General features: G+C 55.2%; 23 protein-coding genes. 18 read left to right on the top strand and 5 right to left on the bottom strand.

What is annotated here, in order from left to right; translation table 11 throughout:
* Positions 1–43: 43 nt before the first annotated feature.
* From A936_RS00450 to flgL, 5 genes are all read left to right on the top strand, one after another.
* The gene (locus A936_RS00450) at positions 44–739 is read left to right on the top strand and encodes a flagellar basal body L-ring protein FlgH (protein ID WP_085938871.1); all 696 of its coding nucleotides are present in this window, start codon (positions 44–46) and stop codon (positions 737–739) included.
* A gap of 11 nt (positions 740–750) precedes the next feature.
* Positions 751–1848, top strand: a complete 1098-nt coding sequence (locus A936_RS00445) for a flagellar basal body P-ring protein FlgI (protein WP_008453489.1) — start codon at positions 751–753, stop codon at positions 1846–1848.
* Complete coding sequence (gene flgJ / locus A936_RS00440) at positions 1848–2792, top strand: flagellar assembly peptidoglycan hydrolase FlgJ (RefSeq protein ID WP_008453487.1); 945 nt, start codon at positions 1848–1850, stop codon at positions 2790–2792. Before A936_RS00445 ends, flgJ begins: the two co-directional genes overlap by 1 nt.
* A gap of 75 nt (positions 2793–2867) precedes the next feature.
* The gene (flgK, locus tag A936_RS00435) at positions 2868–4523 is read left to right on the top strand and encodes a flagellar hook-associated protein FlgK (protein ID WP_008453485.1); all 1656 of its coding nucleotides are present in this window, start codon (positions 2868–2870) and stop codon (positions 4521–4523) included.
* A 14-nt stretch (positions 4524–4537) separates the two neighbouring features.
* Positions 4538–5506 carry a flagellar hook-associated protein FlgL gene (gene flgL / locus A936_RS00430; RefSeq protein ID WP_008453482.1) on the top strand — a complete coding sequence of 323 codons (969 nt, stop codon included), beginning with the start codon at positions 4538–4540 and terminating at the stop codon, positions 5504–5506.
* A gap of 86 nt (positions 5507–5592) precedes the next feature.
* Here flgL and A936_RS00425 read toward each other — a convergent pair whose 3' ends face one another.
* From A936_RS00425 to rne, 4 genes are all read right to left on the bottom strand, one after another.
* Positions 5593–5775, bottom strand: a complete 183-nt coding sequence (locus tag A936_RS00425; RefSeq protein ID WP_008453480.1) for a DUF1869 domain-containing protein — start codon at positions 5773–5775, stop codon at positions 5593–5595.
* A gap of 5 nt (positions 5776–5780) precedes the next feature.
* A complete protein-coding gene (locus A936_RS00420) occupies positions 5781–6131 on the bottom strand; it encodes a TehB family protein (protein WP_008453478.1) in 351 nt (116 codons plus the stop codon).
* A 16-nt stretch (positions 6132–6147) separates the two neighbouring features.
* Positions 6148–6477, bottom strand: a complete 330-nt coding sequence (locus A936_RS00415) for a TehB family protein (protein ID WP_008453477.1) — start codon at positions 6475–6477, stop codon at positions 6148–6150.
* Positions 6478–6652: 175 nt separating this feature from the next.
* A complete protein-coding gene (gene rne, locus A936_RS00410) occupies positions 6653–9919 on the bottom strand; it encodes a ribonuclease E (RefSeq protein ID WP_008453475.1) in 3267 nt (1088 codons plus the stop codon).
* A 569-nt stretch (positions 9920–10488) separates the two neighbouring features.
* On the opposite strand from rne, the gene rluC reads away from it, so the two are divergent.
* The gene (gene rluC, locus A936_RS00405; protein WP_008453474.1) at positions 10489–11442 is read left to right on the top strand and encodes a 23S rRNA pseudouridine(955/2504/2580) synthase RluC; all 954 of its coding nucleotides are present in this window, start codon (positions 10489–10491) and stop codon (positions 11440–11442) included.
* A gap of 34 nt (positions 11443–11476) precedes the next feature.
* Here the strand turns inward: rluC and A936_RS00400 are convergent, their stop codons facing one another.
* The gene (locus tag A936_RS00400; RefSeq protein ID WP_008453472.1) at positions 11477–12061 is read right to left on the bottom strand and encodes a Maf family protein; all 585 of its coding nucleotides are present in this window, start codon (positions 12059–12061) and stop codon (positions 11477–11479) included.
* 232 nt (positions 12062–12293) lie between these two features.
* Between A936_RS00400 and yceD the strand changes: the two genes are divergently transcribed.
* The 12 genes from yceD to holB all read left to right on the top strand — a co-directional run bounded on the left by yceD (position 12294) and on the right by holB (position 22000).
* Positions 12294–12815, top strand: a complete 522-nt coding sequence (gene yceD / locus A936_RS00395) for a 23S rRNA accumulation protein YceD (protein WP_008453471.1) — start codon at positions 12294–12296, stop codon at positions 12813–12815.
* Between the two features lie 16 nt (positions 12816–12831).
* Positions 12832–13002 carry a 50S ribosomal protein L32 gene (gene rpmF / locus A936_RS00390; RefSeq protein WP_008453470.1) on the top strand — a complete coding sequence of 57 codons (171 nt, stop codon included), beginning with the start codon at positions 12832–12834 and terminating at the stop codon, positions 13000–13002.
* A 12-nt stretch (positions 13003–13014) separates the two neighbouring features.
* Positions 13015–14049, top strand: a complete 1035-nt coding sequence (plsX, locus tag A936_RS00385) for a phosphate acyltransferase PlsX (RefSeq protein WP_008453469.1) — start codon at positions 13015–13017, stop codon at positions 14047–14049.
* A 6-nt stretch (positions 14050–14055) separates the two neighbouring features.
* Positions 14056–15009, top strand: coding sequence for a beta-ketoacyl-ACP synthase III (locus tag A936_RS00380; RefSeq protein WP_008453468.1), 954 nt, complete (start codon positions 14056–14058; stop codon positions 15007–15009).
* Between the two features lie 17 nt (positions 15010–15026).
* Positions 15027–15956 (top strand): ACP S-malonyltransferase, encoded by a 930-nt coding sequence (gene fabD, locus A936_RS00375; RefSeq protein WP_008453467.1) that lies wholly within the window; start codon positions 15027–15029, stop codon positions 15954–15956.
* 13 nt (positions 15957–15969) lie between these two features.
* Positions 15970–16704, top strand: coding sequence for a 3-oxoacyl-ACP reductase FabG (gene fabG / locus A936_RS00370; protein ID WP_008453466.1), 735 nt, complete (start codon positions 15970–15972; stop codon positions 16702–16704).
* A gap of 154 nt (positions 16705–16858) precedes the next feature.
* Entirely contained in the window at positions 16859–17095 is a 237-nt protein-coding gene (acpP, locus tag A936_RS00365) for an acyl carrier protein (RefSeq protein ID WP_004157115.1), read from the top strand.
* An 85-nt stretch (positions 17096–17180) separates the two neighbouring features.
* The gene (gene fabF / locus A936_RS00360; RefSeq protein ID WP_008453465.1) at positions 17181–18422 is read left to right on the top strand and encodes a beta-ketoacyl-ACP synthase II; all 1242 of its coding nucleotides are present in this window, start codon (positions 17181–17183) and stop codon (positions 18420–18422) included.
* A 109-nt stretch (positions 18423–18531) separates the two neighbouring features.
* Complete coding sequence (gene pabC / locus A936_RS00355; RefSeq protein ID WP_008453464.1) at positions 18532–19332, top strand: aminodeoxychorismate lyase; 801 nt, start codon at positions 18532–18534, stop codon at positions 19330–19332.
* 10 nt (positions 19333–19342) lie between these two features.
* Positions 19343–20365, top strand: coding sequence for a cell division protein YceG (gene yceG / locus A936_RS00350; RefSeq protein ID WP_008453463.1), 1023 nt, complete (start codon positions 19343–19345; stop codon positions 20363–20365).
* A complete protein-coding gene (tmk, locus tag A936_RS00345) occupies positions 20355–20993 on the top strand; it encodes a dTMP kinase (RefSeq protein ID WP_008453462.1) in 639 nt (212 codons plus the stop codon). Before yceG ends, tmk begins: the two co-directional genes overlap by 11 nt.
* A complete protein-coding gene (gene holB, locus A936_RS00340) occupies positions 20993–22000 on the top strand; it encodes a DNA polymerase III subunit delta' (protein ID WP_008453461.1) in 1008 nt (335 codons plus the stop codon). Before tmk ends, holB begins: the two co-directional genes overlap by 1 nt.

Raw genomic sequence — 22000 nt, 5'->3', positions numbered from 1 at the left:
CGCGTGAAAGCGCGTCGGCTGCCGTGACCTGAAGATGAAAGCAATGCAAAACCCAATGGTGCTCCGTCCTGTTCTCCTGAGTCTGGTGTTTGCCGTAAGCGGCTGCGCCTTAGTGCCTAGTAAACCGCTGGTTGAAGGGGCCACGACCGCGCAGCCGGTGCCTGGTCCTTCGCCAACGATTAACGGATCAATATTCCAGACCGCACAGCCGATGAACTACGGCTATCAGCCGCTGTTTGAAGATCGTCGTCCACGTAATATCGGCGATACTCTGACCATCCAGCTTCAGGAAAACGTCAGCGCCAGTAAGAGCTCCTCGGCGAACGCCAGCCGCGATGGAAAATCGGCCCTCGGCTTTGACACGGTCCCGACTTTTGCTTCGGGGCTATTGGGAGGAGGGAAAGCTGACCTGAGCGCTTCCGGCAGCAATGGCTTTAACGGTAAAGGCGGCGCCAACGCCAGCAACACCTTCAGCGGCACGCTGACGGTGACGGTCGATCAGGTGCTGGCCAACGGAAACCTGCACGTCGTAGGTGAGAAACAGATTGCCATCAACCAGGGGACGGAGTTTATCCGCTTCTCTGGCGTAGTGAACCCGCGCACCATCAGCGGCAGCAACACCGTTGCGTCGACCCAGGTGGCGGATGCCCGAATTGAGTATGTCGGTAACGGCTACATTAATGAAGCGCAGAATATGGGCTGGCTGCAGCGCTTCTTCCTTAACGTATCGCCGATGTAAGCGAGGGTACCATGGTGAAATATTTATTCGGGTTGGTTGTGCTGCTGACAGCGGCTTATGCATCAGCTGACCGCATTCGCGATCTGACCACCGTGCAGGGCGTGCGTGAAAACTCCCTGATTGGCTATGGCCTGGTGGTTGGGCTGGACGGCACCGGTGACCAGACGACGCAAACGCCGTTTACCACCCAAAGCCTGAACAACATGCTTTCCCAGCTGGGTATTACCGTACCGACCGGCACCAATATGCAGCTGAAAAACGTGGCAGCGGTGATGGTGACGGCAAAATACCCGGCGTTCGCGCGAGCAGGGCAAAACATTGATGTTGTTGTTTCGTCCATGGGTAATGCGAAGAGCCTGCGCGGCGGGACTCTCTTAATGACGCCGCTCAAAGGCGTGGATAATCAGGTTTATGCCCTGGCGCAGGGTAACGTGCTGGTGGGTGGCGCGGGCGCTGCTGCCGGTGGGAGCAGCGTGCAGGTGAACCAGCTTAACGGCGGGCGTATCACCGGCGGCGCGGTCGTAGAGCGTGAGCTGGCCGGGACTTTCGGCAACGGCAACACCCTCAACCTGCAGCTTAACGATGATGACTTCAGCCTGGCCCAGCGGATCACCGACACCATTAACCGCTCCCGCGGCTTCGGCAGCGCAACTGCGCTGGATGGCCGTACGATCCAGATCCGCGTGCCAAGCGGCGGTAGCTCTCAGGTTCGTCTGCTGGCGGATATCCAAAACCTTGAAGTGAGTATGCCGGTGCAGGATGCGCGCGTGGTGATCAACTCTCGCACGGGTTCCGTGGTGATGAACCGCGAAGTGACGCTGGATAACTGCGCCGTTGCGCAGGGGAACCTGTCGGTGACCGTAAATCGTCAGAATCAGGTCAGCCAGCCGAATACGCCATTTGGCGGCGGCCAGACCGTGGTGACGCCGCAAACGCAGATCGACCTACGTCAGAGCGGTGGCTCGGTACAGCGCGTTAATTCCAGCGCCAACCTGAATAATGTCGTCCGTGCGTTAAATGCGCTGGGGGCCACGCCTATCGATCTGATGTCTATCCTGCAATCCATGCAAAGCGCAGGCTGCCTGCGTGCAAAACTGGAAATCATCTAATGCTGACTGACGCCCGTTCACTTGCCAATGCCGCGTTTGACGCCAACTCGCTAAACGATTTAAAGGCGAAGGCCGGACAAGATCCTAAGGGCAACCTGAAAGAGGTGGCTCATCAGGTGGAAGGGATGTTCGTGCAGATGATGCTGAAAAGCATGCGTGAGGCGCTGCCGAAAGACGGTCTGTTCAGCAGCGAGTCCACGCGGATGTACACCAGCATGTATGACCAGCAGATAGCTCAACAGCTGAGTGCGAAAGGGCTGGGGCTGGCGGATGCGATGGTTAAGCAAATGAGTAACGAGCAGGTCGAGCCATCGGAAACGGCAGGTCAGGTACCGATGAAACTCGACCCGCAAACGGTCACCAGCTACCAGAACCAGACGCTAACGCAAATGGTGCGTCAGGCCGTGCCTCGCGCACCTTCTAATGAAGAGCCGATGAGCGGAGACAGCAAAGACTTCCTGGCGCAGCTTTCGCTGCCGGCGCGTCTGGCCAGTGAGGCCAGCGGCATTCCGCACCACCTGATTCTGGCGCAGGCCGCGCTGGAGTCCGGCTGGGGCCAGCGTCAGATTCGCACCGAAAAAGGGGAACCGAGCTTCAACCTGTTCGGCGTTAAGGCAACGCCGGGCTGGAAAGGAGCGACGACGGAAATCACCACCACCGAATTTGAAAACGGTGAGGCGAAGAAGGTGAAAGCGAAGTTCCGCGTTTACAGCTCTTACCTGGAAGCGCTTTCTGACTACGTTGGCTTGCTGACGAAAAACCCGCGCTATGCTGCCGTGACGAATGCGTCTTCAGCAGAGCAGGGTGCTCAGGCGCTGCAAAACGCCGGTTATGCCACGGATCCAAACTACGCACGTAAGTTGACCGGCATGATCCAGCAGCTGAAAGCCATGAGCGACAAGGTTTCCAAAGCCTACAGCACTGATTTGTCGAATTTGTTCTGAAGAGACTCAAGTCCCGTGGCCTGCTGCCGATAATAGGTAGCAGAACCTTTGACCACACGCTATCAAGGAACCTTCATGTCCAATAGCCTGATTAACAGCGCCATGAGTGGCCTGAGTGCTGCCCAGGCGGCATTAAGCACCGTCGGCAATAACATTTCGAACTATAACGTAAGCGGTTATACCCGCCAGACGACGATTCTGTCCCAGTCAAAAAGCACCCTGACCGGCGGCGGCTATATTGGCAATGGCGTGTATGTCAACGGCGTGCAGCGTGAGTACGACTCCTTTATCACTAACCAGCTGCGTGCGGCCCAGACGCAAAGCAGCGGGCTGACAACCCAGTATCAGCAGATGTCAAAAATCGACAACATTCTGTCCGGGACGACCAACTCGCTGTCAAAAACCATGCAGGATTTCTTCTCCGGCCTGCAGACGCTGACCAGTAATGCTCAGGATCCTGCGGCTCGTCAGGCGCTGCTGGGCAAAGCGGATGGTCTGGTAAACCAGTTTAAGGTCACCGACCAGTACCTGCGCGATCAGGACAAGCAGGTTAACCTGTCGATCAGCAGCAGCGTGGACCAAATCAACACCTACGCTAAGCAAATTGCGAATCTGAACGACCAGATCTCACGCCTGAAAGGTGTGGGCGCGGGTTCAGCGCCAAATGACCTGCTGGATCAGCGCGATCAGCTTGTTAGCCAGCTAAACCAAATTGTTGGCGTAGACGTCAGCGTGCAGGATGGTGGTACGTACAACGTATCTATCGGCAATGGTATTAGCCTGGTGCAGGGCGACACGGCTAACCAACTGGCGGCGGTTAACTCCAGCGCAGATCCTTCCCGTACGACAGTCGCTTTTGTCGATCCGATTGCCGGTAAAGTGGAAATTCCAGAAAGCCAGCTGAATACAGGTTCTCTGGGTGGGCTGTTTACCTTCCGTACTCAGGATTTGGACAGCGCTCGTAACCGTCTGGGCCAGATGGCTCAGGCCTTTGCGACGGCCATGAACAGCCAGCACACCCAGGGCTATGATGCCAACGGCGACAAAGGCACCAACCTGTTTACCGTCGGTGGCCCAACAGTCCTGAGCAACAGCCGCAATACCAGCGGCACGCAGCTCACCGCGACCACCACCGACAGCAAGCAGATTCAGGCCAGTGATTATAAGGTTGAGTTTGTGGGCGGAAACTGGAAGGTGACCCGTCTGTCGGACAACGCCAACATTAACCCCGGCGCGACAACGGACGCAAGCGGCAACGTCAGCCTTAACTTTGACGGGCTGAAAGTTGGCGTGAGCGGCACGCCTGCCAACAACGAGAGCTTCACCGTTAAACCGGTATCCGACGCGGTAGTGAACATGAGCCTGGCCGTGAAAGATGAGTCGAAACTGGCGCTGGCAAGCGATCCTACCGCCGGCAAGAGCGATAACCGTAATGCTCAGGCCATGTTGGATCTGCAGAACTCTAAGCAGGTCGAAGGCAACAAGTCGTTCAACGATGCGTATGCCACTCTGGTCAGCGACGTGGGTAACAAAACGGCAAGCCTGAAAGTGACTAGTACGACTCAGGGGAATGTGGTGACGCAGCTCACCAAGCAGCAGCAATCTATCTCGGGGGTTAGCCTCGATGAAGAGTATGGCAACCTGCAGCGTTACCAGCAGTACTATATGGCTAACGCCCAGGTCCTTCAGACTGCATCATCGTTGTTTGATGCGTTGCTGAACATTCGCTAACGGGAGCCAGCGTCATGCGTATCAGTACCCAAATGTTATATGACCAGAACATGCGCGGCATTAGCGACGCGCAGAGTTTATGGCTGAGTTATGGCGAGCAGATGAGCACCGGTAACCGCGTTAACCGGCCATCAGACGATCCTGTTGCAGCGTCTCAGGCGGTGGTGCTTTCCCAGGCTCAGTCGATGAACGACCAGTACAAACTGGCGCGTACCTTTGCGACGCAGAAGGTTTCGCTGGAAGAGAGCGTTTTGCAGCAAACGGTCTCTTCAATTCAAAGTGCTCAGGAGAAAGTTGTTTATGCTGCCAGCAGCGGAACGTTGAGTGATGACGACCGTGCCTCGCTGGCAACCGATCTCGAAGGTATTCGCAACCAAATACTGAACCTGGCGAACAGTACCGACGGGAACGGTCGTTTTATTTTTGCTGGTTATAAAACTGAAGCAGCACCGTTTACCGGTGGGGCAGGTAGCATTACCTATCAGGGCGGAACGCTTCCAATTACCCAACAGGTTGATACCTCCCGAACCATGACAATTGGGCATACCGGCAATGATGTTTTCAATCGCATCTCCAGTAACGCCACGCCGGAACCCGATGGCTCGCCGAGCGAGACCAACATCTTTAATATGCTGGACTCTGCTATCGCGGCCTTGAAAACGCCAACGGCCGGGTTGGACGACGCAGGTAAGAAAGCCCTTGATGCGGCCGTCGCGAAAACAAACCGTGGGCTGAGCAATGCCCTGAGCAATGTGTCTACCGTGCGCGCTGAGTTAGGTACCCAGCTTAATGAGCTGAGCAAGCTGGATGACCTCGGTAATGAAAGAGCGCTGGCGCAAACTGACCAGATGAGTCAGCTGGTCGGCGCCGACTGGACGGCAACTGTCTCTAACTATGTTCAGCAGCAGGCTGCGCTACAAGCTTCTTATAAAGTCTTCACCGATTTGCAAGGCATGTCACTGTTCCAGCTTAACAGCCGATAGCCTTCAACGTTTTGGGCGCGTGATGAAACTGAACGCGCTTTATATGCCCGCTTCCGCACCCCGGAGCGGGCTTTTTTTTGTGCATTTCACCAGCCGCAAACTTCGTGTTCATCTTCCGTGTCATAAGCGCGGACGGTGTTGACCAGCTCTTTGACCACTTCGGCAGCGACGTCCGGGATCAGCAGCGTCATTGGCGTTTCGGTCTCATAATCGACCGAGACGCCGTTACTGTTGTTGGTGACGCTGACGGTATAAGTTGCTTTGCCCATCATGATTACCTCTGGCTGTTGACCACTTTACCCAGGCCGTTGCCTTCCAGTTTTGCTTCAGGAGAGGCGAAGAAGTCGATATTGAAATAAGTGTCGTCGGTCAGCAACTCAATGCGGTGCCACTTCTGCGGCGGAGAAATGGCAAAGGCGCCTGCCTCAATAACGATTTCCACGTCAGGTGTTGTTGAATCGGCGTCGGGAAAACCAAAATATTTCACTGCGCCCTGCATCACTGAGAGGCGGCCAAAGACGCCCGCTTTGGTGTTGTGGTGGGTAAATAAAGCGGCAGGGGCGGTCTCTTTAGTCCAGAACGGCGTGGCGCGGGTATGTAGATAGTTTTTGGGAATAGTCAGCATAATTAGATTCCTTCTGTCATGACATGGAGCGGAGCACTTCCGGGGCGACAAAAAAGTCGATGTTAAAGACGGCATCGTCGGTGAGCAGCTCGAGGTGATGCCATTTCTCTGGCGGGAATACGCCGAAGTGACCCGCTTCAACAATCAGTTCTGTTTCTGGCTCTGGCGAGGTGGCATCGGCATAGCCCAGGTAGCGAACCTTTCCTTGCATGACGCTCAGGCGAGGGTACACGCCGGGGCGCGTGCCTTTATCGAGATGTCGCTGAAACAGGCCCGCGGGGGCGGAGTTTTTATCCCAGAAGGGAGAAGAGCGGGTGTGAATGCAGTTCTGCGGTACAGGGAGCATGGTGCGTTTCTCCTCAATAAGTTCTGCAAGCATTACATCATACAATTAGCCACAGTGTTTACCATAAAGTGCATTTTAAATGCATCTTATTGGTTGGCGATTGTTTCGCTTATCGATCAGACTGGGGAAATAAAAAAGCCGGTCAGGTGACCGGCTTTTGACTTAGCGCTGAAGATTACTCCACGCTTTGTGGGCGAGTGGCTGGCGCTGTAGCCTGGTGGCTGGCGCTGTGCCCGCCGGCAGAGCCTTTCCCGCTGAAGCCGAAGTCCGGGCGAACCCAGTCGCTTTGGCGAGGCGCCTCAGGCGTGTATTCCGGTGCCGGAGCGCGGGTCATTGGCGCCGTGGCGTGCTTAGCGGCAACAGAAGATTCGGTGTTAACCTCCGGCGTCACAGGTGTTGCTTCAACCACAGGCGCTGCTTCCACAACAGGTTTTACCTCTTCAACTACTGCAACCGGCGCTTCTTCAACCGCTGGAGCCTCTTCAATCGCTGGAGCTTCTTCAATCGCTGGAGCTTCTGCCGCTACCGGCGCTGGTTCGCTGACTTCTGCGATCGCCTGAGCAGTTTCTTCCTCTGCAGGCGAAACCTGTGCCACGATCTCTGCGACAGGCGCTTCATCCACTTCGGCAACCGGCTCCGACTGTTCAGCCACCGGTGCTTCAATCACTTCTGGATGAGCTGTTTCCACCACGGCAGGTTCAATAACGGTTTCCACCGCTTTCACCGGCTCGATGACCAGGCCGTCTTCAACAGGGGCTTCTACTGCTGCAGCCTCAGCGACGTTAACGTGCTGAACGTCTTCGTGAGCCTGGAACGCCTCTTCCTGAGCAAGCTGATCGTGTGGACGGGCAACAGGGTAGGTGATGAACACTTTCCCGGATGCCAGCTCTGGAGAGGCGCATGCTGCTGTCAGTGGCATCGGGGATACCGCCGGGTAACGCTCATCACGATAGCGACGACGGCGCTGGCCGCTGACACGCAGGTGACGAGGAGAGCGACGTGAACGACGCGGCATACCGGCAGTATCGCGGTTTTCACCGTTTTCATCCTGCTGTTCTGCATTTACCGGCGCTTCTACAACCGCAGGCAGTGCAATCGGTGCCTGCTCGGTGCTGGCCTGTACAACCTGAGTTTCTTCTACTGCAGGAGCATCGGCAGATTCAAAGCGAACTTTCTGGCTCAGCTGGCGCGGTTTACGGCGCTGCATAACCTGAGTGCGTTCTTCCTGCTCGGCATCCTGCTCGACAACATTGTCCTGCTGCAGTGCTTTGACTTCCTGCTGTGCCTGACGTTTTTCATCAGAGCGACGGCGGTTACGCTCGCGACGTGGCTGTTGCTCGTCACGGGACTTCTGCTGTTTTTCAGCATCGTCAACGGCAGCAACAACGTTCTGGCGTGATTCACGAACTTCCGCATTTTGCTGTTGACCGTTACGACGGTTGCGACGATTGTCGTCACGACCTTCACGCGGTTCGCGAGCTTCACGGGCTTCATTGTTGCGGTCATCGCGGTTGTTGCGATTATCACGGTTGTCGCGATCGCGGTTGTTACGGTCCCCACGGTCATTGCGATCGCCACGATCGCGGCGGTTGTTCTGACGGCGGTTATTGTTACGACGATCCTGACGCGGATTTTCAGAGTCGGTCGCTTTCTCTTCCTTCACTTCTTTCACTTCAGCGGCAGAGGTGTCGCCGGCGAAGAGTTTTTTCAGTGCAGAGAAGAAGCGGCTAACCAGGCCCGGCTGTGCAGCGGCATCAGCTTTTGGCTGAGCGGCTGGTTTCGCGGCGACAACAGCAGGTTTCTCCGCCGTGGTCTCCTGTGGCGCAGGTGGCACCTCTGGCATGACAAAGGTGGCCAGTGCAGGCTGCTCAGGGCGCTTACGCTCGGTGTACTCTTCGTCAGACGGCACCGCCATCTCTTCTTCATGCAGCTTAGGCAGCATGTAGCTCAGCGTCTGGGTTTCTTCGCCTTTACGCACGCGGAGTACGGAGTAGTGCGGGGTTTCCATCTGATCGTTTGGCACGATAATCGCGCGCACGCCGCCCTGGCGTTTCTCAATGGCGCTTACTGCATCACGTTTTTCGTTCAGCAGGTAAGAGGCGATTGGCACAGGAACAATGGCGTGAACTTCTTTGGTGTTCTCCTTCAGCGCTTCTTCTTCAATCAGACGCAGAATGGAGAGCGACAGGGATTCGTTATCGCGAATGGTGCCGGTACCGCTACAGCGAGGGCAGACGTGGTGGCTGGACTCACCAAGAGAAGGGCTCAGACGCTGACGCGACATTTCCAGCAGGCCGAAACGTGAGATATGGCTGATCTGGATGCGGGCTCTGTCTTGACGCACGGCTTCACGCAGGCGGTTTTCGACCGCGCGCTGGTGGCGAACCGGCGTCATGTCGATGAAGTCGATAACGATCAGGCCGCCGAGATCACGCAGGCGCAGCTGACGGGCAATTTCATCGGCCGCTTCAAGGTTAGTGTTGAAAGCGGTTTCTTCGATGTCGCCGCCGCGGGTTGCACGCGCGGAGTTGATGTCGATGGCGGTCAAGGCCTCGGTAGTATCAATAACGATAGAACCGCCGGACGGCAGACGGACTTCGCGCTGGAAGGCGGACTCAATCTGCGACTCAATCTGATAGTGGCTGAACAGCGGAATTTCACCGGTGTAGAGCTTAATTTTGCTGCTGAAATCCGGGCGACCCAGGGCAGCGATGTGCTGGCGAGCCAGCTCAAGCACTTTCGGGTTGTCTATCAGGATTTCGCCGATGTCCTGGCGCAGGTAGTCGCGGAAGGCGCGAACAATAACGTTGCTCTCCTGGTGAATCAGGAAAGGAGCAGGGCGGTTTTCAGCGGCTTTCTGAATGGCTTCCCAGTGCTTCAGGCGGAAGCTCAGATCCCACTGCAGCGCTTCTGCAGATTTGCCCACACCCGCGGTACGTACGATAAGACCCATACCGTCCGGCAGTTCAAGGGAAGAAAGCGCTTCTTTTAATTCGGTACGATCATCACCTTCGATACGACGAGAAATGCCGCCGGCGCGAGGGTTGTTTGGCATCAGAACCAGATAGCTGCCTGCAAGGCTGATAAAGGTGGTTAAGGCTGCGCCTTTGTTACCGCGTTCTTCTTTATCAATCTGGACGATCACTTCCTGGCCTTCGCGCAGAACGTCTTTAATGTTCGGGCGACCGTGGGAAGCGTAGTTCGAAGGGAAGTATTCGCGAGCGATCTCTTTCAGAGGGAGGAAACCGTGTCTTTCTGCGCCATAATCAACAAACGCCGCTTCCAGACTTGGTTCAATACGGGTGATTTTGCCTTTATAGATGTTTGCTTTTTTCTGTTCGTGCCCTGGGCTTTCAATATCCAGATCGTACAGACGTTGCCCATCTACAAGGGCGACACGCAACTCTTCTTGCTGAGTTGCGTTAATTAACATTCTTTTCATCGTAACTTACTCATTATTCTTACATTGGCGACAGAGCTGCGGGCATGGTGACGCTAACCGGGAGTGAACCGATGGCCTCGTGACTAAACGCGTGTCGCCAACCTCACGGTTGTCGTTTGCTGAGAGGCGCAAAGTGTCGGTTGCCTGTATTTCATACGGAAATACAGCGCAATTATCGTGGGAATAACCTTAGAATATTTCTTAAGAGTTGATTCCATATTACCGGTCAGGCTGCAACCCGCAGCCCGCTAACTGCCTGAAAGTACAATACGTCTTACGCCATTGCTGCGTGGATGGACGTTCAGGCAAAATGGGTATTCCGCAAACTTTCTTGTTCTAACAAGATTCAACACGGAAAACCACAACATTATTCCACTGCTAACCTTGTTATAGCAAGATGACTTTTGCTATTAGCGCCCTGTTTCTTACAGTTTTTTAACCGCTATTTTAACCTCGCCACAAAGGGGATGAAAAAAGGCGGTCTGGACGGTTTAAAACAGAACAGATTGTCAGTTAAGCACATAAAAATGAGTGGCGCTATGCGCCAGGGCTATTTAGAATCGCCGACCATGAAAACAGAGACTCCATCAGTAAAAATCGTTGCAATTTCCGCCGATGAGGCCGGGCAGCGTATCGACAACTTTTTGCTCGCCCGCCTGAAAGGCGTGCCAAAAAGCATGATTTATCGCATCGTGCGCAAAGGTGAAGTGCGGGTAAATAAAAAACGCATCAAGCCAGAGTACAAACTTGAAGCAGGCGATGAAGTGCGCATTCCGCCGGTGCGCGTTGCCGAGCGTGAGGAAGAAGCCGTTTCTCCGCATTTGCAAAAAGTCGCTGCGCTGACCGATGTCATTCTTTATGAAGACGACCACATTCTGGTGCTAAACAAGCCTTCCGGTACTGCGGTACATGGCGGTAGCGGCCTGAGCTTCGGGGTGATTGAAGGGCTGCGCGCCCTGCGCCCGGAAGCGCGCTTCCTTGAGCTTGTGCATCGCCTTGACCGCGATACGTCCGGCGTTCTGCTGGTCGCTAAAAAACGCTCTGCGCTGCGCTCGCTTCATGAACAACTGCGCGATAAAGGCATGCAGAAGGATTACCTTGCGCTGGTGCGCGGGCAATGGCAGTCGCACGTAAAAGTCGTACAGGCGCCGCTGTTGAAAAATATCCTGCAAAGCGGGGAGCGCATCGTGAGAGTGAATAGTGAAGGCAAGCCTTCTGAGACTCGCTTCAAGGTGGAAGAGCGCTACGAATTTGCGACGCTGGTTCGCTGCAGTCCGGTTACCGGGCGCACGCACCAAATTCGTGTGCATACTCTCCACGCGGGCCATCCGATCGCCTTTGACGATCGTTACGGTGACCGCGAGTTTGATAAGCAGCTTGCGGGCACCGGGCTCAACCGTCTGTTCCTCCACGCCGCCGCGCTCAAGTTTACCCACCCGAATACCGGGGAGGTGATTCGCATTGAAGCGCCGCTGGACAATCAGTTAAAGCGCTGCCTGCAGGTTTTACGCAACGCTAAATAAAGAAAAATGCTCCGCTTTGACGGAGCATTTTTTATTACGCCAGCAGCGGGTTACAGTCCTCGTTGCGCAGCATTTCGCACAGGCTGATGAGCGGCAGCCCGATTAACGTATTGGGATCTTTCCCCTCAAGCCTTTCAAACAGCGTGATGCCCAATCCTTCGCTTTTAAAACTCCCGGCACAGTTGAGTGGCTGCTCTTTTTGCACGTAGCGGCGAATTTCATCCTCCGTCAAATGACGAAAATGAACATCAAAAGGCTCGCACAGCGTTTGTAGCTGCCCGTTGGCAGAATTATACAGAGCCAGCCCGGTATAAAAGGTCACGATAGTGCCCCGGGCCAGCATCAGCTGCTGTACGGCATTCTCTACCGTGTGTGGTTTTCCCGTGATGTGGTTATTCAGAACACAAACCTGATCGGAACCGATAATAAGGTGGTGCGGGAAGCGTTCTTTTAATGCCTGCGCTTTGGCCTGGGCGAGACGGGTCACTAAATGGCGTGCATCTTCTCCCGGGTATGGCGTCTCATCGACCTCTGGTGACGCAGTGATGAAAGACATGCCGAGCTTTTCAAGCAGGCTGCGGCGAAACGGGGAGGTGGAAGCCAGAACAATCGGTTTCATATTTTTTTCATTAAAGATAGCGAATTGGATGAAGGCATTTTAAACTGTGCCACCGCAATGTGTGCGAATATACCCGTCATATTTTAAGCCGCACGGGCGTTACCTGTACTCACTTAGCTGAGCTGGGCGTCTGCCTGCAACTTAAACTATTTAGGGTAGAAATGGCAAAAGGCGCTGTTTCCAGGCCTTTTTCTTTGACTCTATGACGTTACAAAGTTAATATGCGCGCCCTATGCAAAAGGTAAAATTACCCCTGACTCTTGATCCGGTTCGTACGGCTCAAAAACGCCTTGATTACGAAGGAGTGTATGCTTCCGATCAGGTTGAGCGTATCGCCGAGTCTGTAGTCAGTGTGGATACTGATGTAGAATGCTCCATGAGATTCGCTATCGATAACCAGCGCCTCGCGGTCTTGACCGGCGATGCAAAGGTGACGGTAACGCTCGAATGCCAGCGTTGCGGGAAACCGTTTGTGCATCATGTTCACACAACGTATTGTTTCAGTCCGGTCCGCTCTGACGAACAGGCTGAAGCACTCCCGGAAGCGTATGAGCCGATTGAGGTTAACGAATTCGGTGAAATCGATCTGCGGGCGCTGGTGGAAGATGAAGTTATCCTCTCCCTGCCTGTAGTTCCGGTGCATGATTCTGAACACTGTGAAGTGTCCGAGGCGGACATGGTCTTTGGCGAACTGCCTCCAGAGGCGGAAAAACCAAACCCATTTGCCGTATTAGCCAGTTTAAAGCGTAAGTAATTGAGGAGTAAGGTCCATGGCCGTACAACAGAATAAACCAACCCGTTCCAAACGTGGCATGCGTCGTTCCCATGACGCGCTGACCACCGCCACCCTGTCCGTGGACAAAGTTTCTGGCGAAACTCATCTGCGTCACCACATCACTGCCGACGGTTTCTACCGCGGCCGCAAGGTTATCGCTAAGTAATCTGGCGCAACCTTGAGACGTCTAACCCTAGCGTTAGATGCCATGGGTGGGGACTTCGGTCCTTCCGTGACAGTGCCTGCAGCTTTGCAGGCACTGGACTCTAACTCTTCGCTTAATCTTCTTTTAGTCGGCAATCCCGACGCAATCACGCCATTACTTGCCAAAGCTGATTTCGAGCAACGCTCACGTCTGCAGATTATTCCTGCGGAGTCGGTTATTGCCAGTGATGCCAGACCTTCTCAGGCGATCCGTGCCAGCCGGGGATCGTCAATGCGCGTTGCGCTGGAGTTGGTTAAAGAAGGGCGGGCAGAGGCTTGCGTCAGTGCCGGGAATACCGGTGCGCTGATGGGGCTTGCGAAGCTACTGCTCAAGCCGATAGACGGAATAGAGCGCCCGGCGCTGATGACGGTATTACCTCATCAGCAAAAAGGTAAAACGGTGGTGCTTGATCTCGGCGCCAATGTTGACTGCGACAGCACGATGCTGGTGCAGTTTGCCATTATGGGTTCCGTGATGGCCGAAGAAGTATTGGGTATTTCTCGCCCGCGCGTTGCGCTGCTGAATATCGGCGAAGAAGAGACGAAGGGGCTGGACAGTATCCGCGACGCCTCTGCATTATTAAAAACAATGCCTTCATTGCACTATATTGGATACCTTGAGGCCAACGAATTGCTCACCGGCAAGACGGACGTTCTGGTCTGTGACGGTTTTGTCGGCAACGTCACACTCAAGACGATGGAAGGTGTTGTCAGGATGTTCCTTTCACTGCTCAAATCGCAGGGGGAAGGAAAAAAAAGGTCGTGGTGGCTGATAATATTGAAGAAGTGGCTACAAAATCGTCTGATAAGGCGATTCGGTCACCTCAACCCCGACCAGTATAATGGCGCCTGTCTGTTAGGATTGCGCGGCACGGTGATTAAGAGCCACGGTGCGGCCAATCAGCGAGCGTTTGCTGTCGCGATTGAACAGGCAGTGCAGGCGGTGCGGCGGCAAGTTCCCACCAGAATTGCTGCCCGCCTGGAATCTGTATTACCCAAGAGTGACTGAGCGTAAATGCATACGAAGATTATTGGTACCGGCAGCTTCCTGCCTGAACAAGTGCGTACTAACGCTGACCTGGAAAAAATGGTTGATACGACCGACGAGTGGATTGTCACCCGGACTGGTATTCGCGAGCGTCGTATTGCGGGCCCGAATGAAACCGTTTCAACCATGGGTTATGAAGCCGCGCTTCATGCACTGGACATGGCCGGCATTGATAAAAATGACATCGGCCTGATTGTTGTAGCAACAACCTCTTCCACGCACGCTTTCCCAAGCGCCGCCTGTCAGATTCAGGCGATGCTGGGAATTAAAGGCTGTCCGGCGTTTGATGTGGCGGCGGCATGCGCAGGCTTTACCTACGCGTTAAGCATTGCCGATCAGTACGTGAAATCTGGCGCAGTGAAGAATGCGCTGGTTATCGGGGCCGATGTTCTGGCACGTACCTGCGATCCTGAAGATCGCAGTACCATTATTATTTTTGGCGACGGCGCGGGCGCCGTTGTGCTGGGGGCGTCTGAAGAGCCAGGTATCATTTCTACCCATCTGCACGCAGACGGTAGCTATGGCGATCTGCTGACGCTGCCGAACGTCGATCGCGTGAATCCTGATAATTCAGTTCACCTGACGATGGCCGGGAACGAAGTGTTTAAAGTCGCGGTGACCGAACTGGCTCATATCGTCGACGAAACCCTGGCTGCGAATAACCTCGATCGCACTGCGCTCGACTGGCTGGTACCGCATCAGGCTAACCTGCGCATCATCAGCGCGACCGCGAAGAAGCTCGGTATGCCGATGGATAATGTCGTCGTGACCCTGGATCGCCATGGCAATACCTCTGCTGCATCCGTCCCGGCTGCGCTGGATGAAGCGGTACGCGATGGCCGTATTAAACGCGGTCAGCTGGTGCTGCTGGAAGCGTTCGGGGGCGGTTTCACCTGGGGCTCTGCACTGGTTCGTTTTTGATTAAAGGAATTTTCGACATGACGCAATTTGCTATGGTGTTTCCGGGACAGGGTTCCCAGTCCGTTGGCATGCTGGCCGATCTCGCGGCAAGCTATCCGGTGATTGAAGCCACGTTCCGCGAAGCCTCTGACGCGCTGGGCTATGACCTGTGGACGCTGACGCAGCAAGGGCCAGCGGAAGAGCTGAACAAAACCTGGCAGACTCAGCCGGCCCTGTTGACGGCTTCTGTCGCTTTGTGGCGCGTTTGGCAGCAGCAGGGCGGAAAAGCACCTGCGCTGTTAGCAGGCCACAGCCTGGGCGAGTATTCCGCGCTGGTGTGTGCTGGCGTAATTGATTTCGCCGATGCTGTTCGCCTGGTTGAGCTGCGCGGCAAGCTGATGCAGGACGCCGTTCCGGAAGGGACTGGCGCGATGTCTGCCATTATCGGTCTGGACGATGCTTCTATTGCCAAAGCCTGTGAAGAGTCAGCGCAGGGGCAGGTTGTTTCTCCGGTGAACTTTAACTCTCCGGGCCAGGTTGTGATCGCGGGTAACAAAGAAGCCGTTGAGCGTGCAGGCGCTGCGTGTAAAGCCGCGGGCGCAAAACGTGCTCTGCCATTGCCGGTTAGCGTGCCGTCCCACTGCGCACTAATGAAACCTGCGGCGGATAAGCTGGCGGTAGCGCTGGAAAATATCACCTTTAACGCACCGGTAATTCCGGTTGTGAACAACGTTGACGTGAAGTGTGAAACCGCGGCAGACGCTATCCGTAGCGCGCTGGTACGTCAGCTCTATAGCCCGGTCCAGTGGACTAAATCCGTAGAGTTTATGGCGGCACAGGGCGTTTCCCAACTGCTGGAAGTGGGTCCGGGTAAAGTATTGACCGGGCTGACCAAACGTATTGTTGACACCATGACGGCAACGGCCATTAATGAGCCTGCAACGCTGTTAGCGGCGCTTGAACAATAAAACGAGGAAAACCATGAGTTTTGAAGGAAAAATTGCGCTGGTTACCGGCGCTAGCCGCGGTATCGGCCGCGCCATCGCAGAGACCTTAGTGGCTCGCGGGGCAAAAGTTATCGGGACTGCGACCAGCGAAAGCGGCGCGCAGGCCATCAGCGATTATCTGGGCGAAAACGGCAAAGGCTTCATGCTGAACGTGACCGACCCGGCTTCCATTGAAGCCGTGCTGGACAGCATCCGTAAAGAGTTTGGTGAAGTAGACATTCTGGTGAACAACGCCGGTATCACTCGCGATAACCTGCTGATGCGCATGAAAGAAGACGAGTGGAACGACATTGTCGAAACTAACCTGTCATCTGTTTTCCGTCTGTCAAAAGCGGTAATGCGAGCTATGATGAAAAAGCGTCATGGGCGTATTATCACTATCGGTTCTGTGGTTGGTACCATGGGAAATGCTGGTCAGGCTAACTACGCTGCGGCGAAGGCTGGTTTGATTGGCTTCAGTAAATCGCTGGCGCGCGAAGTCGCGTCTCGCGGTATTACTGTGAACGTTGTTGCTCCGGGCTTTATTGAAACGGACATGACGCGTGCGCTCTCTGATGAACAGCGTGCGGGTATTCTGGCGCAGGTTCCTGCGGGTCGCTTAGGCGACGCAAATGAAATCGCCAGTGCAGTAGCATTTTTAGCCTCTGACGAAGCTGGGTACATCTCTGGTGAGACCCTGCACGTCAACGGCGGAATGTATATGGTTTAATCACGGTGAAAAATATTTGCGTTATTTGGGCGAATGCCCGCAAAATAGCGTAAAATCGTGGTTTGACCAGCCGGGATTTGGTTGCATCTTTTTCAACATTTTATACACTACGAAAACCATCGCGAAAGCGAGTTTTGATAGGAAATTTAAGAGTATGAGCACTATCGAAGAACGCGTTAAGAAAATCATTGGCGAACAACTGGGCGTTAAGCAAGAAGAAGTAGTGAACACCGCTTCCTTCGTTGAGGACCTGGGCGCTGATTCTCTTGACACCGTTGAGCTGGTAATGGCTCTGGAAGAAGAGTTTGATACTGAGATTCCGGACGAAGAAGCTGAGAAAATCACCACCGTTCAGGCTGCCATTGATTACATCAACGGCCACCAGGCGTAAGTGAACATCTCCAGGCGGTCATTCGACCGCCTGAGTTTTATCTGAATTGTCCCACTAGTATTTTTTCCCTCCCTGGAGGACAAACGTGTCTAAGCGTCGTGTAGTTGTGACCGGACTGGGCATGTTGTCTCCTGTCGGCAATACCGTAGAGTCTACCTGGAAAGCTCTCCTTGCCGGTCAGAGTGGCATCAGCCTGATCGACCATTTCGATACTAGCGCCTACGCAACGAAATTTGCTGGCTTAGTAAAGGATTTTAACTGTGAAGACATCATCTCGCGCAAAGATCAGCGCAAGATGGATGAATTCATTCAATATGGAATTGTTGCTGGCATTCAGGCCATGCAGGATTCTGGCCTCGAAGTAACGGAAAAAAACGCGGCCCGCATCGGCGCTGCAATCGGCTCTGGTATCGGTGGCCTGACGCTTATTGAAGAGAACCACTCTTCTTTAGTTAACGGTGGCCCTCGTAAAATCAGCCCGTTCTTCGTGCCTTCAACCATCGTCAATATGGTGGCAGGTCACCTGACCATCATGCTGGGTCTGCGTGGTCCGAGCATTTCCATTGCCACGGCTTGTACCTCTGGCGTACACAACATCGGCCATGCGGCACGTATCATTGCCTATGGTGATGCAGACGCAATGCTGGCAGGTGGTGCAGAAAAAGCCAGTAGCCCGCTGGGCGTTGGTGGTTTTGGCGCGGCGCGCGCACTGTCTACCCGTAACGACAATCCGCAAGCGGCAAGCCGTCCGTGGGATAAAGATCGTGACGGCTTCGTACTGGGCGACGGCGCAGGGGTCATCGTACTGGAAGAGTACGAACACGCGAAAAAACGCGGCGCGAAAATTTATGCAGAAGTTGTTGGCTTTGGTATGAGCAGCGATGCGTACCACATGACTTCTCCACCAGAAAACGGTGCAGGTGCTGCGCTGGCGATGGAAAACGCACTGCGCGATGCAGGGATTTCTGCAGGGCAGGTTGGCTACGTCAACGCCCACGGTACCTCTACACCGGCAGGTGATAAAGCTGAAACGCAGGCGGTTAAGTCTATCTTTGGTGCCGATGCAAGCCGTGTGATGGTGAGCTCAACTAAATCGATGACGGGCCACCTGTTAGGTGCGGCGGGTGCGGTAGAGTCTATCTATTCTATCCTTGCGCTGCGCGATCAGGCCGTGCCACCAACCATCAACCTCGATAACCCGGATGTTGGCTGTGACCTGGACTTCGTGCCACACGAAGCTCGTCAGGTAAGCGGCCTGGAGTATACTTTGTGTAACTCCTTCGGTTTCGGTGGTACCAACGGTTCGTTGATCTTCAAGAAGATCTAACCGTTTCTGAAAGGGCCCGCTTGCGGGCCCTTTTGCTGTTCAGAATTCCCCTCTTGTCGCCCGTAAATCCCTCTGGCAACCTTGTGTCTCCGTATCCTGAGGAACCCCTATGTATCTTATTAATGGTCAGTGGCAGGAAATGCTGCCGGCAAACGACCGGGCGATCCAGTTTGGCGACGGCTGCTTTACTACCGCCCGTGTTATTGATGGTGAGGTTCGCTTTCAGGCAGATCATCTTCGCCGCCTGCAGCAGGCCTGCGAAGCGCTGATGATAGGGCCGGTTGACTGGGCCATGCTCAGTGATGAGATGGACATGCTGGCGACCTCTGAAACCAAAGCCGTGCTCAAGGTGATTATTTCTCGCGGGGCGGGCGGGCGCGGTTACAGCGCATCGAACTGCACACAGCCTACGCGAATGCTCTCTCTGTCGCCTTACCCTGACTTTTATCCCGCCTGGCGCGAGCAGGGGATTAGGCTGGCGCTCAGTCCTGTGAAAATAGGCATTAATCCTTCCCTGGCGGGTCTTAAGCATCTTAACCGGCTTGAACAGGTTCTTATTCGTACGCATCTTGAACAGACGGCGGCCCAGGAGGCGCTGGTTCTTGACAGTCAGGGGAGCCTGGTGGAATGCTGTGCGGCTAATTTATTCTGGCGCAAAGGTTACGACGTTTATACGCCGTGTATTAACGGTGCGGGCGTGAATGGCACGATGCGCCAGCGCATCATTGCGTGCCTGACGGATTCCTCCTGGCGGCTGCATGAGGTCAGCGAAGGTCTGGAAACCCTGGCCGATGCGGATGAAGCGATCGTTTGCAATGCGCTAATGCCGGTTGTACCGGTGAACCAGGCCCAGGACTGGGACTACACATCGCGTGAACTTTACTGTTTTTTAGCCCCACTTTGTGAGTAACCGATTACCGATGAAAAAAATGTTTCGTTTCTTTCTGGTTTTGCTGATTGTGCTTGGCATCGCCGCCGGTGCAGGCATGTGGAAGGTGCGCCAGCTGGCAAAAGCGCCGTTGCCGATCAAACAGGAAACCATTTTCACCCTGAAGCAGGGCACCGGACGTTTAGCTCTGGGCACTCAGCTTTATGAAGAGAAACTGATTACACGCCCGCGTGTTTTCCAGTGGCTGCTGCGCGTCGAGCCGGATCTGGCCAAATTTAAGGCTGGCACATACCGCCTCACGCCAGGGATGACGGTCACCGATATGCTCCACCTGCTGGCCAGTGGGAAAGAGGCGCAGTTCCCGCTGCGTTTTGTGGAAGGTATGCGCCTGAGCGATTTACTCGAGCAGCTGCGAGATGCCCCATACATCCAGCACACGCTAAAAGACGACAGCTATGCGACCGTGGCGGAGACGCTGAAATTTGAGCACCCTGAATGGGTCGAGGGCTGGTTCTACCCGGACACCTGGATGTACACCGCCCACACCACGGATGTTGCTTTGCTTAAGCGCGTGCATCAAAAAATGGTTAAAGCCGTGGCGCAGGCCTGGGAAAGCAAAGTTGATGGCTTGCCCTATAAAACCGAAAACGACCTGGTGACCATGGCCTCGATCATCGAAAAAGAAACCGCGGTCGCGGCCGAGCGTGACCAGGTGGCGTCGGTGTTTATTAACCGCCTGCGTATTGGCATGCGCCTGCAAACCGACCCCACCGTTATCTACGGGATGGGCGACAGCTATAATGGTAAGCTAACGCGCAAAGATCTCGAGACTCCCACGCCGTATAACACCTATGTGATTAGCGGCCTGCCGCCGGGCCCGATTGCGGTGCCGAGCGAAGCGTCTCTGCAAGCGGCGGCGCACCCGGCAAAAACGCCGTATCTCTATTTTGTTGCTGACGGTAAGGGTGGTCATACCTTTAGCACCAACCTCGCCAGCCATAACAAGGCGGTGCAGGTCTATATCAAAGCTCTTAAGGATAAAAATGGACAGTAAATTTATCGTCATCGAAGGCCTGGAAGGCGCCGGGAAAACCAACGCCCATAACGTGGTCGTGGCGACCTTAAAAGAGCTGGGTATCAGCGAGCTGACCTTCACGCGTGAACCCGGTGGCACTCCGCTAGCCGAGCGCCTGCGTGAGTTAACGCTCAACAATGCCGGGATCGGTGATGAGAAGGTGACCGATAAAGCCGAAGTGCTGATGTTCTACGCGGCGCGCATTCAACTGGTAGAAACGGTGATCAAACCGGCCCTGGCGCGTGGTAGCTGGGTCATCGGCGATCGCCACGATCTCTCCACCCAGGCCTATCAGGGCGGCGGGCGTCAGATTGACCAGCAGTTATTGATGGCGCTGCGCAACACCGTGCTGGGCGATTTTTATCCTGACCTGACGATTTATCTCGACGTGACGCCTGAAGTGGGGTTAACCCGCGCCCGCGCCCGGGGTGAACTTGACCGCATTGAGCAGGAATCTATCGACTTCTTTAACCGCACACGTGCGCGTTATCTGGAACTGGCAGGCCGCGACAGCCGTATTAAAACCATCGACGCAACGCAGCCGCTGGATGACGTCTCGCTGGCCGTGCGTGAAGCCGTGCTGAGCTGGTTCCGGGAGCAGCAATAGTGAAATGGTATCCGTGGCTTCGCGGCGCGTTTGAGCAGCTTATCGGCCAGTATCAGGCCGGGCGTGGGCATCATGCGCTGCTGGTTCACGCGCTGCCGGGCCTGGGGGACGACGCGTTAATCTACGCCCTGTGCCGCTGGCTGATGTGCCAAAGCCCGGAAGGCAATAAAAGCTGCGGCCATTGCCATAGCTGCCAGCTGATGCAGGCGGGTACGCACCCTGACAGCTACTCCCTTGAAGTAGAAAAAGGCAAATCCAGCCTCGGAATTGATGCCGTGCGTGACATCACCGAGAAGCTTTATGGCCACGCCCAGCAGGGCGGGGCGAAAGTCGTCTGGCTGAAAGATGCCGATCTGCTGACCGAGGCCGCGGCGAACGCGTTGCTGAAAACGCTGGAAGAGCCGCCAAGAAATACCTGGTTCTTTCTGAGCAGCCGCGAACCCGCGCACTTGCCCGCAACGCTGCGCAGCCGTTGCCTTTATTGGCACCTTGCGCCCCCGGATGAGCGTTTTGCTCTGGCATGGCTGGGCCGCGAGACAACGGCCTCTGCGGAAGAGCTTCAGGCCTCGCTGCGGCTTAGCTCCGGGGCTCCTGCCGCCGCGCTGGCGCTTTTGCAGCCCGAACAGTGGAAGGCCCGGCAGCAGCTTTGCGAGAAGCTCACTCAGGCTGGGGAAGCGAACAACCTGCTGGCGCTTTTGCCGGCATTAAACCATGAGGACGCTGCCCGCCGCGTCCACTGGCTTTGCGCGCTGCTGGTTGATGCCCTCAAGTGGCAGCAGGGGGCAGGGGCGTGGCTCACCAACGCGGATATGCAGCCGCTGGTGGCAAGCCTCGGCGGGCGTTATTCCCCGGCCGTGCTGCAAAGCCTGCTTCACCACTGGTTTACCTGCCGCGATGCCTTGCTTAACGTGGTAGGTGTTAACCGTGAGCTCCTGCTCACGGAAAGTCTTCTTACGTGGGAGCGTCTGGCTCAGCCCGGCGCACTGCTTCACTCACATCATCTCTAA

Source organism: Enterobacter sp. Ag1 (assembly GCA_000277545.1).
Lineage (GTDB): Bacteria > Pseudomonadota > Gammaproteobacteria > Enterobacterales > Enterobacteriaceae > Cedecea.
This window is presented reverse-complemented; position numbering and strand designations above follow the sequence as displayed.

Excerpts from the sequence above, each read along its gene's own strand:
- A936_RS00450 (WP_085938871.1), top strand. The coding sequence starts at position 44 with ATGCAAAACCCAATGGTGCTCCGTCCTGTTCTCCTGAGTCTGGTGTTT.
- A936_RS00445 (WP_008453489.1), top strand. The coding sequence starts at position 751 with ATGGTGAAATATTTATTCGGGTTGGTTGTGCTGCTGACAGCGGCTTAT.
- flgJ (WP_008453487.1), top strand. The coding sequence starts at position 1,848 with ATGCTGACTGACGCCCGTTCACTTGCCAATGCCGCGTTTGACGCCAAC.
- flgK (WP_008453485.1), top strand. The coding sequence starts at position 2,868 with ATGTCCAATAGCCTGATTAACAGCGCCATGAGTGGCCTGAGTGCTGCC.
- flgL (WP_008453482.1), top strand. The coding sequence starts at position 4,538 with ATGCGTATCAGTACCCAAATGTTATATGACCAGAACATGCGCGGCATT.
- A936_RS00425 (WP_008453480.1), bottom strand. The coding sequence starts at position 5,775 with ATGGGCAAAGCAACTTATACCGTCAGCGTCACCAACAACAGTAACGGC.
- A936_RS00420 (WP_008453478.1), bottom strand. The coding sequence starts at position 6,131 with ATGCTGACTATTCCCAAAAACTATCTACATACCCGCGCCACGCCGTTC.
- A936_RS00415 (WP_008453477.1), bottom strand. The coding sequence starts at position 6,477 with ATGCTCCCTGTACCGCAGAACTGCATTCACACCCGCTCTTCTCCCTTC.
- rne (WP_008453475.1), bottom strand. The coding sequence starts at position 9,919 with ATGAAAAGAATGTTAATTAACGCAACTCAGCAAGAAGAGTTGCGTGTC.
- rluC (WP_008453474.1), top strand. The coding sequence starts at position 10,489 with ATGAAAACAGAGACTCCATCAGTAAAAATCGTTGCAATTTCCGCCGAT.
- A936_RS00400 (WP_008453472.1), bottom strand. The coding sequence starts at position 12,061 with ATGAAACCGATTGTTCTGGCTTCCACCTCCCCGTTTCGCCGCAGCCTG.
- yceD (WP_008453471.1), top strand. The coding sequence starts at position 12,294 with ATGCAAAAGGTAAAATTACCCCTGACTCTTGATCCGGTTCGTACGGCT.
- rpmF (WP_008453470.1), top strand. The coding sequence starts at position 12,832 with ATGGCCGTACAACAGAATAAACCAACCCGTTCCAAACGTGGCATGCGT.
- A936_RS00380 (WP_008453468.1), top strand. The coding sequence starts at position 14,056 with ATGCATACGAAGATTATTGGTACCGGCAGCTTCCTGCCTGAACAAGTG.
- fabD (WP_008453467.1), top strand. The coding sequence starts at position 15,027 with ATGACGCAATTTGCTATGGTGTTTCCGGGACAGGGTTCCCAGTCCGTT.
- fabG (WP_008453466.1), top strand. The coding sequence starts at position 15,970 with ATGAGTTTTGAAGGAAAAATTGCGCTGGTTACCGGCGCTAGCCGCGGT.
- acpP (WP_004157115.1), top strand. The coding sequence starts at position 16,859 with ATGAGCACTATCGAAGAACGCGTTAAGAAAATCATTGGCGAACAACTG.
- pabC (WP_008453464.1), top strand. The coding sequence starts at position 18,532 with ATGTATCTTATTAATGGTCAGTGGCAGGAAATGCTGCCGGCAAACGAC.
- yceG (WP_008453463.1), top strand. The coding sequence starts at position 19,343 with ATGAAAAAAATGTTTCGTTTCTTTCTGGTTTTGCTGATTGTGCTTGGC.
- tmk (WP_008453462.1), top strand. The coding sequence starts at position 20,355 with ATGGACAGTAAATTTATCGTCATCGAAGGCCTGGAAGGCGCCGGGAAA.